At 67.3% G+C, this 14,299-nt stretch carries 8 protein-coding genes; 3 read left to right on the top strand and 5 right to left on the bottom strand.

Features of this window, described 5'->3' with window-relative positions:
* Positions 1-31 precede the first annotated feature (31 nt).
* The 4 genes from AC07X6_RS19365 to AC07X6_RS19350 form a co-directional block, all read right to left on the bottom strand.
* Positions 32-1,426 (bottom strand): efflux transporter outer membrane subunit, encoded by a 1,395-nt coding sequence (locus AC07X6_RS19365; RefSeq protein ID WP_494792054.1) that lies wholly within the window; start codon positions 1,424-1,426, stop codon positions 32-34.
* The gene (locus tag AC07X6_RS19360; RefSeq protein WP_494792053.1) at positions 1,423-2,592 is read right to left on the bottom strand and encodes an HlyD family secretion protein; all 1,170 of its coding nucleotides are present in this window, start codon (positions 2,590-2,592) and stop codon (positions 1,423-1,425) included. Before AC07X6_RS19360 ends, AC07X6_RS19365 begins: the two co-directional genes overlap by 4 nt.
* Entirely contained in the window at positions 2,579-4,273 is a 1,695-nt protein-coding gene (locus AC07X6_RS19355) for an MFS transporter (protein WP_494792052.1), read from the bottom strand. The genes AC07X6_RS19360 and AC07X6_RS19355 overlap by 14 nt, the downstream gene beginning before the upstream one ends.
* A gap of 188 nt (positions 4,274-4,461) precedes the next feature.
* Positions 4,462-6,873, bottom strand: a complete 2,412-nt coding sequence (locus AC07X6_RS19350; RefSeq protein ID WP_494792051.1) for a catalase — start codon at positions 6,871-6,873, stop codon at positions 4,462-4,464.
* Between the two features lie 271 nt (positions 6,874-7,144).
* Here AC07X6_RS19350 and AC07X6_RS19345 point away from each other — a divergent pair, with 271 nt between their 5' ends.
* Positions 7,145-7,486 (top strand): hypothetical protein, encoded by a 342-nt coding sequence (locus AC07X6_RS19345; RefSeq protein ID WP_494792069.1) that lies wholly within the window; start codon positions 7,145-7,147, stop codon positions 7,484-7,486.
* 503 nt (positions 7,487-7,989) lie between these two features.
* Positions 7,990-10,593 carry a winged helix-turn-helix domain-containing protein gene (locus AC07X6_RS19340; RefSeq protein ID WP_494792050.1) on the top strand — a complete coding sequence of 868 codons (2,604 nt, stop codon included), beginning with the start codon at positions 7,990-7,992 and terminating at the stop codon, positions 10,591-10,593.
* A gap of 32 nt (positions 10,594-10,625) precedes the next feature.
* Here the strand turns inward: AC07X6_RS19340 and AC07X6_RS19335 are convergent, their stop codons facing one another.
* The gene (locus AC07X6_RS19335; RefSeq protein ID WP_494792049.1) at positions 10,626-11,369 is read right to left on the bottom strand and encodes a substrate-binding periplasmic protein; all 744 of its coding nucleotides are present in this window, start codon (positions 11,367-11,369) and stop codon (positions 10,626-10,628) included.
* A gap of 217 nt (positions 11,370-11,586) precedes the next feature.
* Between AC07X6_RS19335 and AC07X6_RS19330 the strand changes: the two genes are divergently transcribed.
* Positions 11,587-14,178 carry a winged helix-turn-helix domain-containing protein gene (locus AC07X6_RS19330; RefSeq protein ID WP_494792048.1) on the top strand — a complete coding sequence of 864 codons (2,592 nt, stop codon included), beginning with the start codon at positions 11,587-11,589 and terminating at the stop codon, positions 14,176-14,178.
* Positions 14,179-14,299 lie beyond the last annotated feature (121 nt).

Genomic DNA, 14,299 nt, shown 5'->3' with positions numbered 1-14,299 from the left:
ATATTACACTGGCCGCGCCGTGCACACGCCCCTATTGCGCCTTGGCCGACCAGCCGCCGCCCATGGCGCGGTACAGGTCGACCGAGGCGACGAGGATGCGCGTCTTCAGCTGCAGCAGTCCCACGTCGGCGCTGTACAGGGTACGCTGGGCGTCGAGTTCTTCCAGGTACGAGGCGTAGCCATTGCGGTAGCGGTTATGCGCGATGCGCAGGGTGTCCGCCGCCGCGGCGCGGCGCGCGTCGTTTTCCACGGCTTGCTGCTGCAGCCGGTAGAGGGCGCCCAGGCTGTTCTCCGTTTCGGCGAAGGCGTTGCGCACCACGTTTTCATACGCGTACACGAGCTGGTCGCGCTGCGCGCCGGCGGCCTCCGTCTGCGCCTGCACGCGGCCGCCATCGAACAGGGGCGCGGCCGCCAAGGCCGTCAGGCGCCACAGGGCGGTCGGCGCATGCAGGAAATCGGTCAGGGTCGTGGCCTGCCCGCCGCCCGCCGCCGTCAGCTTGAACGAGGGCAGCAGCTGGTCGCGCGTGGCGGCCAGGCTGGCGTTGGCGGTCGCCAGATTGTGTTCCGCGCGCGCGATGTCGGGCCGCCGGCGCAGCAGTTCGGACGGCAGGCCGGCCGGCACGCCAGGCGCGGCCAGCTCGGCCAGCGGCAAGCCGCGCGCGATGGGGCCGGGATTGCCGCCGACGAGGACGGCCAACGCATTTTCCTGTTCAAAGATCTGCCGCTGCAGCTGCGGCACCTGCTCGGCCGCCGCATGGTATTCCGATTGCGCCTGCAGCCATTCCAGGCGCGAGCTGTAGCCCACCTCGAACTGCTTGCGCGCCAGTTCGCGCGACTGTTCGCGCAGCTGCAGGGTCGATTGCGTCAGCGCCAACTGCGCGTCGAGTCCCCGCAGGTTCAGGTAAGCGGTCGCCACGCTGGCGGCGATCGACAGGGCCGCCGCATCGAGGCTGGCCTGCTCGGCGCGGTAGCTCTCGGCGGCCGCATCGCTCAGACTGGCCAGCCGGCCCCATACGTCGATTTCATAGCTGGCCTGCAGTTCCGCCTGGAAGACATTCGTCACGTACGGCTTGCCGCTGGAGGCCAGGGTGCGCGTGCGCGTGGGCGAACCGTCGAAGGCCAGGTTGGGCGCGCGGTTCGCGTCGGCCTGCGCCAGGCGCGCGCGGTACTCCTGCACGCGGGCGCGCGCCACGCGCAAGTCGCCATTGCGCGCCAGCGCTTCGCCCACCAGGTCGCTCAGCACCGGGTCGCCGAAGGCTTGCCACCACAGCTGCTCGACATGGGCGTCAGCCGCCGCAGGTGCGCCGATCGCTTGCGCGCGCCAGCCGGACGGCAGCTGCAGTGCCGATACGGGCTGCGGCGGCGCCTTGGCGGCGCAGCCGGCCAGCGCCAGCACGCCGGCCATCAGCCATACACGGCGCTTCATGGCTTGGCCTTCTTCGGCGGCGGCGGGGGCGCCGGATTCTCCGCCGAGTCGTTCAGCACGGCCGACGTGTCGACGCTGACCACCACCGACATGCCGGGCACGAGCCGGCGCGCATTCGCCTGGCCCGGGTCGATGCGGATGCGCACGGGAATGCGCTGGGCAATCTTGAGGTAGTTGCCCGTCGCGTTATCGGCCGGCAGCACGGAAAACTCGGATCCCGTGGCCGGCGAAATGCGCTCCACCTGGCCCGTCAGCACGGCGCCGTCGAGCGCGTCGACGTGGAAGGTGGCGCTTTGCCCTTCCTGCACGCCGTTCATCTGCGTTTCCTTGAAATTGGCGATCACCCACATCTGGCGCGGCACCAGCGCCATCAGCTGCGCGCCCGAATTCACGTACGCGCCCTGGCGCACCGTCACCTGGCCCAGTTGGCCATCCGAGGGCGCCACGATGCGCGTGTTATCGAGGTCGATCTTCGCCGCCTTGACGGCCGCCTGCGCATTGGCCACGGCAGCCTCCAGCGCCTGCTTGTTGACCACCACCGAATGCACGCTTTGCTGGGCGATGTCGAGATTGGCCCTGGCTTGCGCCAGGGCGGCCGCCATCTGCGCCTGCGTGGCGCGCGACTGGTCGTGTTCGCGCTGCGACAGCGAACCGTCAGCCACCAGCTGCTCCACGCGATTCAAATCGGCGCTGGCCTTGCGCGCCTGCGCTTCCGCGTTGGCCAGCGCCGCCTCGCTGACGGAAATGCCCGCCTGCGCGCTGGCCTTCTGCTGCGCCCAGTTCGACAGGGCCGCCTGCTGCGCGGCCAATTGGGCCTGCGCCTGCTCGTAGCGCTGCTGGTAGATGCGGTCGTCGATGCGCACCAGCAGCTGGCCCTCCTTGACGTCCATGAAATCCTGCACCGTCACTTCCACCACATAGCCCGACAGCTGCGTGCCGATGATGGTCACCTGCCCGCGCACGGTGGCGTTTTCCGTCGTCACGATGGGGCTGGTGAACGGCGGCAAACGCCATGCATACAGCACGATCAGCACGCCCACCAGGGCCACGGCGGCAAAGGCCAGCGCGGACAGCCACTGGTGGCGCCGGTCCGGCTGCGCCATGGAAGGAGCGGCCGGTGCGGGTGCGGTGGGAGGTACTGGTGGCGGGGTGTTATTTTCTGTCATTGTTCGGTTCCGAATTGGTAATGGGGACGATGGCCATGGCCGTCTGCGCATCGCGCACGGGGCCGACCAGGCGACGCGCGCCGGTGGTGATGCGGGTCCAGGACTGGCTGACCAGCATCCAGATCAGGGTGGCGATGGCGACGCCGGCGATCATCAAAAAGACATCGTTATAGGCCAGCACATTGGCTTCGCGCGTGGCGACGGCGCCCAGGCGCGCCACGCCCTGGGCGCTGCGCAGGGCCGGGTCCATCAGCACGCCGCCGTAGCTTGCGGCGCCGGACTGCACGCGCGCGGCCACCTGCGGGTCGAGCATGGTCAGGTGCTCGACCAGGTAGCTGGAATGGTATTTTTCACGCGCCGTCTGGATGGTGCCGACAATGGCCGAACCAAGGAGTCCACCGAGGTTCTGCGTCATGGTAAACATCACGGAAAAACTCACCAGGTTGCGCGGTTCGGCGATCACGGCGCCCATGCCGGCCACCATGGTGGGGCCGAGGAAATACGTGCCGCCAAAGGCCAGCAGGAACTGGCTGACATACATGTTGACGGGGCGCGTCTGGCTGGTGGCGTGCGCGTCGATCAGGGCGCCGGCAGCGATCAGCAGCAGCGCGAACATCAGCGAGCGATTGAGGGTGGCCGGATTGATCGTCAGCGCGCTGACCACCAAACCTGCCACGCTGCCCAGCAGGACCACGATGAACAGGTTCTGCATCTGGTCCGTGTTCAGGCCCAGCGCCTGCAGGAAGCCCACGGCCCCCGTCGACTCGGACAGCACGATGCGAAACAGCAGCACCGATAAAAACAGCTTGGCGATCTTGCCCGTGGTGAGCCAGCGCGTGTTGAGCAGCGGGCGCGCGCGGTTATGCTCGATGGCCAGCGAGGCGGCGATCAGCACGATGGAAGCCGCCAGGCACACGCCCACCCACTCCGATTCCATCCACCACGCCGTGCGTCCCTGCGCCAGCACGGCGCACAGCAGGGCCACGCCGGGCGCGAACAAAATAAAGGTGAGGAAATCGAGCGGCTCGAACGTTTGCACCCTGTCGCCGGGCGGCAGTTTCAGGGCCAGCACGCAGCCCAGCGCCAGCAGGGCCAGTCCCAGCTCGAACAGGTACAGGCCATGCCATTCGCCGATCTGCAGCAGTTCGGAGGTGAAGATGCGCGCCAGCGGTAGCGCCAGCTGGGCAAAACCGAGGCCCAGCACCACTCCCTTCAGCCGGTGCCGCGCGGGAAACGCCTGCAAGGTGTAGTACAGCCCCAGCACCCCCAGCGCGCCGCCCACCATGCCATGCGCGGCGCGCACGGCGATCGCCGACGGCAAGGTATTGGCATACAGGTGGGCGAAGGTGACGAGCGCATACAGCACCAGGAACGCTTCCGTAAACAGGCGCAGGCCAAACTGCTGGCGGAACTTCACCAGCAGCAGATTCATGGACACGATGGTCATCACGTAGGCGGCCGGCAGCCACTGCATCTGGTAGGCATAGGCGGCCAGCGAACCTTGCAGGTTCAGCAAATTGGCCGTCACCAGGCCGTTGCCGAGCCCCCCCGTCAGCGCGACGATCAGCCCGACGATGAAATACGCGACACGCTTGGGCGTCGAATGCTCGGGCATCGATGGCGACCCGGGCAAGGTCGGGCGTTCGCCCGGCCCCCAGGTGCGAGGTGTGTACTTGTCCATGCGGTAATCGCGATCCGGTTTGCTGAAGCCGTTCTTTGCTGCAGTGATAGAAATAGTTGCAAATGAACAGTTCTAGTCAGCAGCATATCATCGCAGGACGTTTTTATTGTTTACATTGTTGCGCACCGTCGCACACGGTGACGCCAGCGGGGCAAGCCTGGCCTGCCCCCCTGACGCTCATACGGACATCATATGCGCGGAGGGTCCGTCTCGCGCGCAAACGCCCGGTGCGCGGCCAGTGCCTTTTTAAAGGCCGCCACGCCTTTCAGCACATCGCTCGAAGGCACGACGATGACGGCGGGATCGGGCTTGCCGTCAGGCAGGGTCACCGGCACGCCGGCCTTGTCCAGCAAGCCCTTGCCCGCGCCGATGGCCAGTAGCGGCTTGCAGTGGCGGTATTGCAGGCGCAGGAAGTCGAGCGCATTGGCGTCGCTGCCCAGCTGCTGCACGGCGCCCTGGCCGTCCGGCACCACGACGGCGTCGAACACCACGGAAGGCCCCGTTTCCAGCGAGATTTCCACGGCCAGCGGCGCGCCGCCGCTCGTGTCGACTTTCCCCAGGTTGCTGCCCACCAGGCGCGGCACGGCGCCGTCCGCCAGCAGCGAGGCATAGATGCTGCGCACCTGCGCGCCATCGCTGCCCGGCCCCACGAGGATGGCCACGCGCAGGGTGTGGATGCCCGTCTTTCCAGGGCGGAAAAAGAGCGACAGCGCCGGCGACGGCGGATACGTGGGAATCGGCAGCATGGACACGGGCGGCATGACGGGCGGCAGCGCCAGGCCCAGCGCGTCGGCCAGGCGCTGCGCCAGGGTCTCGTCGACGTTGCGCAGCATGGCGACGATGCGCTTGCGGATGGCCACCGTCTGCACCTTGCTCAGTTCAAAGCGGAACGCATGCACGATATGGTCTTGTTCGACGGGCGTCTGGCTGATCCAGAACAGCCGCGCCTGGCCAAAGTGCTCGGCGAATTTCTCGGGCTTGCCGCGCACCTTGTCGCCTTCGGTCGGCGCGGGAAAACTGTTGAAGCCCTTCGCGCCCGCCTGGAACGGACAGCCGCCCGCCAGCGAATTGGGCTCGTACGCGACCCGGCCCCGGTTGATGGCCTGGCGGTGAATGCCATCGCGCTGGTTGTTGTGCAGGGGCGCCAGCGGAGAGTTGATGGGGATTTCATGGAAGTTGGCGCCGCCCAGGCGCGTGATCTGCGTGTCCACGTACGAGTGGATGCGGCCCTGCAGCAGCGGGTCGTTGGAAAAATCGATGCCGGGGACGATGTGCGCCGTGCAAAAGGCCACCTGCTCCGTCTCGGCAAAGAAATTGTCGGGATTGCGGTTCAAGACCATTTTCCCGACGGGGACCAGCGGCACCAGTTCTTCGGGGATCAGCTTGGTGGGGTCGAGCACGTCGAAGGCAAACGCCTCGGCCTGCGCTTCCGTGAATACCTGGAAGGACAGCTCGTATTCGGGATACTCGCCGCACTCGATGGCTTCCCACAGGTCGCGCCGGTGGAAGTCGGAATCGGCGCCGCTGAGCTTGACGGCTTCGTCCCACACCAGCGAGTGCGTGCCGGCCATGGGCGACCAGTGAAATTTGCAGAACACGGATTGTCCCTTGGCGTTCACGAGGCGGAAGGTGTGCACGCCGAAGCCCTGCATCATGCGAAAACTGCGCGGGATGGCGCGGTCGGACATGACCCACATCAGCATGTGCGTGATTTCCGGCGACAGCGAGGCGAAATCCCAGAAGGTGTCGTGCGCGCTGGCCGCCTGCGGAATGCCGTTATTGGGTTCGGGCTTGACGGAGTGGATCAGGTCGGGGAACTTCATCGCATCCTGGATGAAGAAGACGGGGATGTTGTTGCCGACCAGGTCCCAGTTGCCCTCGTCCGTATAAAACTTCACGGCGAAGCCGCGCACGTCGCGCGCCGTGTCGGTCGAGCCGCGCTCGCCGGCCACCGTGGAAAAGCGCACGAAGACGGGCGTGCGCTTGCCCGCCTTGGCGAAAGGCGCGGCGCGCGTCAGCTTGCTTTGCTCCTTGTAGCATTCGAAATAGCCGTGGGCGGCGGAACCGCGCGCATGCACGACGCGCTCGGGGATGCGCTCATGGTCGAAATGCGTGAGCTTTTCACGCAAAATAAAATCTTCCATCAGGGTGGGGCCGCGCAAGCCCGCCTTCAGCGAGTTCTGGTTGTCGCCCACGGGCACGCCCTGGTTGGTCGTCAGCACGCAGCCGCTGTCGTCGCTGCGGGCGCCGTCGAGCGAGGCATTGCGCGCATTCTCGCCCAAGGCCGGCTGGCCATCGCCCGTCTTCGGCGACGGTATCGTTTCACCCGTCGTGCTGGCCGTGGCCAGCGCTTCGCCCGACGCCACATGCACGCCTTCGGCCGGCGCGCGCGCCGCGTCGCCATACTGGCCGGCGAGATTCGGATTGTCGGGCATGCCGGCGGCCAGCGCCTGTCCGGCGGCAGCCTTTTTCAACAGCGCCTGCGCGGTGTCGCTATCGCTGCCCAGGCTGTGCGGCGGATCGCTCTCGGATGGGCCGGACATGCTGCTCAGTACTGAACCCGCACCGTCCGTGGACGGCGTTTTTTTATTGGTAGCCATTACGTCTCCTGTGAGTAGTTTGCCCCGGGAGAACGCTACAACTCCCTCATTCAGCGCACGAACAGGGCAATCAAAACAATGATGGGAATAGGTACACCAATCAACCACAACAAAATGGAGCGCATCTTCACTCTCCTTTACTGCCTGCTACTACCTTGTGCGCGTGGGCACTGTTTCCTCCGCCATGACGGCGAAGGGAACAGCGCCCACGACAAATACTTCCAGGAAAGCGTAAAACTTATTTACGCGAACCCAGCAGCTTCGACAGGCCATAACCGGCCGCTGCCGCAATCAGCAAGGACACGGCCGGGCGTTCGCGCACATAGCCGCGGCCCGTTTCGCCGGCGCGCTGGCAGGCGGCGCCCAATTGCTTGCCGCGCGCCATCAGGCGTTCGGAAGCCTTCGACATCGTGTCGCTGACTTGGTCGATGCGCTCGCCCACCTGGTCCACGCCGTCATGGGCCCGCGTGGCGACCTTGTCGGCCAGGGGCTGGGCCTGGCTCGCCACCTTGTCGATGGCGCGGTGCAATTCCTGGCGGGTATCCTGGGCGGCGCCGTTCATCTCGGAGCTGGTTTTTTCAATCGCGTTCATGATGGTTTCCTTCAAAGGTGAATAAATCAACCATGCTCGATGCCGTGACCGAATCATGATTCTCCTCGCTTCCGGGAAAAAGAAGCGGCTAAACGCTGCCGGGCTGAGCCATATCAAATGCTGGATCAGCAGCAAGCTGTTGCCACCACCTTAACCGCGCCCGCCGGGTGCCACCGTGCGGTGCCACACCTTGAAGCACAGACTTACATTCCTGATGGAAATAACCATCCCCGCCTGCCTGGCGGGGCGGGCGAATGCCTTGACAAAGCGGTCCCTGCTGCTGGCGCACAAGCCGGCCGTGCGACGCGAGTTCGTGTATAAGCCGACAAGGCAGGGGCAGGCAAGACCGTCCCCGGCCTCCCCCGCCGTGCTCCGTCCTGTGGCAAAACGTCCACGGAAAACCCGTGCCTGCCCCCTTGCCGACAATTTGATTGCTTGTCCGAATAGTTCTATGCGACGATACAAACCGCTTTGACCGTCCGCCCGGATGGCCGATTGCAGGCGCTTTCTTGCCAGCGGGGGACATGAATAAATTGTTAGACCTCAACACCCTCAAGCTTGCGCCCCCCTCTACCGCCCGCCCCCTGATGGAGCGGGAACAGGTGTTGCGCAAGCTCTCCTCCCTTGGCGCCTTCCGCCTGGTGCTGCTGCGCGCACCGGCCGGCTACGGCAAGACGTCGCTGATGCGCATGATCCGCGCCGATGCCAGCGCGGCCGGAGGGAACGTGGCCTGGCTGACCTTCGACAGCAGCGACAACGATCCCGCCCGCCTGCTGCTGGGCATGCGCGCCGCCCTGCTCGTCACGCCCGAGCCGCCGCAGGACAACTATGTCCGACTCGGCGATACGCGCGTCACCCACCTCTTCCTCGACGACGTGGAACTGCTCGACACAAGCAATATCGCCCTCGTGTTCACGCTGATCGCCGACGTGCTGCCGGCGCCGATGAGCGTGTTCATCGGCGCCCGCTCGCTGCGCGGCCACAGCGTAGCGGCGCTGAAAGCCAATGGCGCGCTGCTCGAGCTGGACATGGAAGACCTGCAGTTCAGCCAGGCCGAGACGGCCAGCTACCTGCAGCGCGCCCAGTTCGACCTGTCCGCGGCCGACGTGGTCCTGCTGCAGCGGACCAGCGAAGGCTGGCCCGCCGCCGTCGAGCTCATCGGCCTAGCCTGGAAACGGCTGCAAGGCCGCGGCCATGTTGCGTTGCCGCAATTGCCGGGCCTGCGCGACCTGGGCGAATACCTGGCCGAGGAAGTGTTCGAAGCGCAGAGCGACGATATCAAGGAATTTCTCATCGCGACGGCGGCGCTGAGCTCTTTTCACGCCGAACTGGCCGACTGCGTGCGCGCAAGCGGCGACAGCGCGCGCCTGATCGCCGCCATCCGCGCGGCCGGCCTGCCGATCCAGCCGCTGCAAAACAACTGGTTCCGCTACCACCCGCTGTTCGCCGAGCACATCGTGCTGCACCACCGGCCGCCGCCGGCCATCTATGTGCGGGCGGCGGAATGGCTGACGGGCCATGGTTACGCCTTCGAGGCGATCGATTACTTCCTCAAGGGCGGCGAATACGAACAGGCGGCCGATACCCTCGAAAGCATCGTCGGCCAGCTGCGCCTGCACGGCCAGTTCCCCAGCATCATCCAGTGGTGCGACCAGTTGCCCGACGCGTTGCTGAAGCGCCGCCCGGCCCTCACCAGCGCGCTCGTGGTGGGCATGGTGTACTCGTCGCGGCGCGACGACCTGGCGCGCTGGCTCGACTACTTCCGCCAGCAGGCAGGCAAGCCGGACGCCGACCCGCTCTACGGCGAAGGCTTGCGCGCGCTCGACCCCGTGCTGGCCTTTCTCGACGGAGATACCGCGCGCACCATCGCGCTGGCGGACCGCGACTGGCCGCAGCAGCGCCAGGCCAATCCGAACGACCGCGCCACCCTGGCCTACGTGGCGGCCTACACCTGCCTGTGGCGCGGCATGCTCGACGAGGCAGCCGCGCTGCTCATCGAGGCGCGCCGCGCCTGCCGCGAGTCGGGCACCATTTCCGGCCTGGCCATCGTCTACTTCCTGCAAGCCTACCTCGATGCGATCCAGGGCAATTTTGACGCCGCGCTGCAGCAGCTGGCGGCCATCGACGCGCTGGCCCAGCGCCACAGCGACAAGATCTCGCCGGCCCTGCTGTACCCGTTCAGCGCGGGCCTGATCCTGCTGATCGACTATGAGCGCAACGCCCTCGACCTGGTGGCCTCGCGCCTGACCTTCGCCCGCAGCCTGATCCCGCTGGGCTTGCCATGGGACTCTCTGAGCGCCGTCTCCATCGTGCAGGCGCGCATGCTGGCCATCAAGGAAAATCCCGCCGCCGCGACGCGCTGGCTGGAAGGGCAGATCATGCAGGGCCATCCGCGCTCCGCCTCGCCCGCGCGCGCGGCGCTCGAGGGCGAACTGTCGCGCATGGCAATCCAGACGGTGCGCCCCGAGTCGGTGGCCGGCTACGCCGCCCTGCTGCTCGATGCCAGCTGGCCCGGGCACGAACGCTGCATCGTTTCCTGCCAGGAGATCGACGGCGCCGGCATCGTCCAGGCGCGCCTGATGATCCATGCGGCGCCCGGCGAAGCGCTGGCGCGCATCGGCCAGTTGCTGGCGCATGCGCTGGCGGCCGGGCGCCTGTGGCGTGCCACCAAGCTGCGCGTGCTGCTGGCGATCGCCTTGCAACGCAACGGCTTGCCCAAGGACGCGCAGCGGGAACTGGCCCTGGCCCTGGAGCAGGCGGCGCGCTCGGGCATGGTGCGCAGCTTTCTCGACGAAGGCCCCGACATCCTTCCGCTGCTGGCGCACATGCAGGCCAAGTCGCGCCACCTGCTCAGCATCGCCGCCGCCGCCCACCTCGATGCCGTGCTGCGGGGGGGCGGCGCGGCCACCGACGCCGCGCCGCCGGCGGTGACGCTGACGCAGACCGAGTACGCGCTGCTGTCACTGGTGGCGCAGGGCAAATCGAACCAGGAAATCGGCGCCAACCTGTTCCTCTCCGTGAGCACGGTGAAGTGGCATCTGGGGCAGATCTTCCGCAAGCTGGACGCCGGCAACCGGGGCCAGGCCGTCTTCAACGCGCGCCAGCTGGGCCTGCTGCCCCAGCAATAGCCTGTCCGCCCTGCCCCGGAAATCCATCCGCCTCACTTCGCCGCCGTGCCGAGCCAGCGCCGCGCGATGACATCATAGGCGCCGTCGCGCTTCATGCGCTCGAGCGTGCGCTGCCAGCGCAGCACCAGGGCAGGATCGGTCGACAGGGGGAAAGTGAGATAGCTGCCGATCGAAAAGATCGGGTACGCGAGTTCGACAGCATCGGCGGCCACGCCCGCCTGCTCCAGCAGGGCCGGCAGCTGTTCCTGGTCCAGCGCCATCAGCGGGTGCCGGCCGGCCAGCAGCATGGCCAGCATGGTGGCCGAGTTGTTCACCACTTCCAGGTTGGCAAAACCGGCCTGCTGCAAGTAGCTATAGGAATAAAAGGCACGCGGCGCCATCACGCCCGACAGGGCCTTGGCGTCGTTCACACTGCCCAGATGGATGCCCGCGCCGCGCCTGGCATAAAAATTCGTTTGCGACACCAGCAGCGGCCCCACCCATTGGAATTGCCGCTCGCGCTCGGCCGTGCGCTTGGGGCACACCAGCACCACGTTGGCGCCGCTCTGCGCCATCAGGTAGGCGCGCGCCCACGGCATCAGGCGCATCGGCGAGCGGTCGCCGAGGCGGCGCTGGATTTCCGCCACCACCTCGACGCAAAAGCCCGTCACCTTGCCATCCTTGCTGAAGGCCAGGGGCGCAATCTCGGCCGTCAGTATCTCCAGCGCCTGCGCGCGCGCAGCGCCGCACAGCGCCGCCGCCAGCAGCACGGGAGCCAATAGCCACGTCGGCAACATCGCGTCCTCCTTTCCGCCGGCTCGCCGCCGGCAGAGACCGGCGCAGGCCGGCTTGCGCCACTGCCCACGCCCTCGCATCCATGATAGCAGCGTGGCCGGCGCGGCGCCAGGCGCGCCAAAAACCGTACTTTAGTAGGGCGCAAAGGACGCCGCATTTGACTATATTCGTCGCTTTTTCATCTGTCTGCCGCCACCTTGCTTCCCTGGAGCGCACACCTTGCCGTATCCCCATTTACTGAAGCTGACGCCGCCATTCGGCAACGTCCCCCAGATGGAACGCGAAGTACCATTGCGCGAACTGTCCGCGGACGGCGCCTTCCGCCTCGTGCTGCTGCGCGCCCCCGCCGGCTACGGCAAGACGGCGCTGCTGCGCGCCGCCCATGCCCGGCGCGCACGCGCGGGCGCCCACGTCGCCTGGCTGAACCTGGACCACGCCGACAACGATCCGGCCACGCTGCGCCGCAGCCTGCATGCCGCGCTGCGCCTCGCTCCAGTGCTCGCGCCCGACAACGACGCCCTGTTGGCCAGTTCAAGCGCCACCCATCTGTACCTTGATGCCGTCGAGCATCTCGACGGCGCGGCCATCCGCGACCTGTTCGCCCTGTTTGCGTGTGTCCTGCCGCCCTCGATGCGCATCTACCTGGCGGCCCGCGCGCTGCACCACGGCGGCATCGCCGCGCTGAAGGTGGCCGGTACGCTGGTCGAGCTCGATATGGACGATCTGCAGTTCTCGCCGGCGGAAACGGCAAGCTACCTGCAGCAGCAAACGATCGATATTCCACCCGATGATGTTGCCCTTTTGCAACGCGTCAGCGAAGGCTGGCCAGCGGCTATTGCACTGATCGCGCCGGCATGGAAAAAGCTGCGCCGCCACGAGGGGGCGGACAGGTTCATCCTTTCCGCCTTGCCCGAATTTAACGCTTACCTGCAGCGCGAAGTGCTGGGCGCGCTGGACGAGCCGATGCGCCGCCTGCTGACCACGGCAGCGCCGCTGGCCACCTTTTGCGCCAGCCTGCTCGAGGCGGCGCTGGGAAGCGGCGACGGCGGACAACAGATGGCATGGCTGCAAGCGGCCGGCCTGCCCCTGCGGCAACTGCCGGGCGGCTGGCTGCGCTGCCATCCGCTGCTGGCCGGCCACCTGGCCCTGCGCCAGCCCGTGCCCAGTGCCGTGTACGCCAGGGCGGGAACCTGGCTGGCGCGCCAAGGCCACGTCGAGCAAGCCATCGATTGCTTCCTCATGGCCGGCGCCCACGCGCAGGCGGCAGACGCACTCGAGCGCGTCATCGCCGCGCTGTCCGCCGGCGGCCAGTTCGAGCGCATCGTGCACTGCTGCGAACAGTTGCCTACCGCCATGCTGCAACAGCGACCGGCGCTGTCGGGCGCCTTGCTGGTCGGGTTGCTGTGCGCGGCGCGAGGCACCGAACTGGCAAACTGGCTGCATTTCTACCGCCGCCGCAGCGCCCTCATTGGCGCCGACCCGCGCTACGCCGCCAGCCTCGACGGCATCGCTCCGCTGCTGGCCTTTCTGGCCGGCGACACCGACCGCTGCATCGCACTTGCCGCAGGACACAAGTCGCACGCGACGATGGCGCCGCCCGCCCCGGCCGATCCGCGCCACCTGGCCGTCTATACCTGCCTGTGGCGCGGCGAGCTGGCCGAGGCAGCGGCACTGCTGGTGACGGCGCGGCGCGATTGCGCCGCTTCCGGCTCGCCCATCGGCTTGGCCTTGGTCGGCTTCCTGCAAGCGTATCTGGATGCCATCGGCGGCAATTTTGACGCGGCGCTGCAACAACTGACGGCGGCCGATGCGCTGGCGCAACAGCACGCCGAGCAGATTCCCCCCTTCTTCTTCCATGGCTACAGCGTCGGGCTGGCCCTGCTGATCGCTTACGAACGCAACCGCCTCGACCTGGTGACGGCCCGCCTCGCGCTGGCGCGCAGCCTGCCCGCCGCCGCACTGCCCTGGGACGCGCGCGCCGCCATGCTGGTGATGCAGGCCCGGATGCTGGCGCTGCAACAGGGCCAGACGGCCGCGCGGCAATGGCTGGAAGCCGCCTGCCGCCAGGGGCGCGCACGGCTGCCGGCCCCCGCACGCGCGCTGCTCGAAGCCGAACAGTCGCGCATGGCGCTACTTGCCGGCAACCACGATGCCGTCTCCTGGCACGCCTCGATCCTGCTGCAGCCCGTCTGGGCCGGCGATGAACGCTGCATCCTGCCCAGTCAGGAAATCGATGGCGCCGGCATCGCCCAGGCGCGCCTGCTGATACGGCTGGGGCCCTTGCCCGAAGCCGAGGCCCTGATCGGCCGCCTGCTGACGCATGCACTGGCCACCGGGCGCCGCTGGCGCGCCACCAAGCTGCGCGTGCTGCTGGCCATCGCCCTGGCCCAACTGGACAAGGCCAGGGAAGCGGAAGCCGAAATGGCCCTGGCGCTGGAACAGGCGGCCGCTTCCGGCATGCTGCGCCTGTTCCTGGACGAAGGCAGCGATGCGCTCGGCTTGCTGCGCATCATGCGCGGCAAGGCACGCCGCCTGCTCAGCACCCAGGCCGCCACGCACCTGGACGTGCTGCTGCGCGGCGCCGACACCCCCGCCGCCGCCTTGCCTGCGGCACAGCTCACGCCCACCGAAGCCACCCTGCTGGCCCTGGTGGCGCTGGGCCGCACCAACGGCGCCATCGCCGACCTGCTGGACTTGTCCGTCAATACCGTGAAATGGCACCTGGGGCAAATCTTCCGCAAGCTCAGCGTCAGCAACCGCGGCCAGGCCGTCTGCAAGGCGCGCCGCACCGGTGTGTTGCCAATGCAATAGATGTTGCGGATCGCGCAACAGATAGCGCAAATCCATACTTAAGTATGGTGACCCCCTACCGCCTGACAAATATGATTTCAATCACTTGCTGGCCAGCGCCAGCCGCCCCGCATCGCACTTA

The sequence above is a fragment of the Janthinobacterium sp. GW460-12-1-14-LB5 genome, from assembly GCF_059423585.1.
This window is presented reverse-complemented; position numbering and strand designations above follow the sequence as displayed.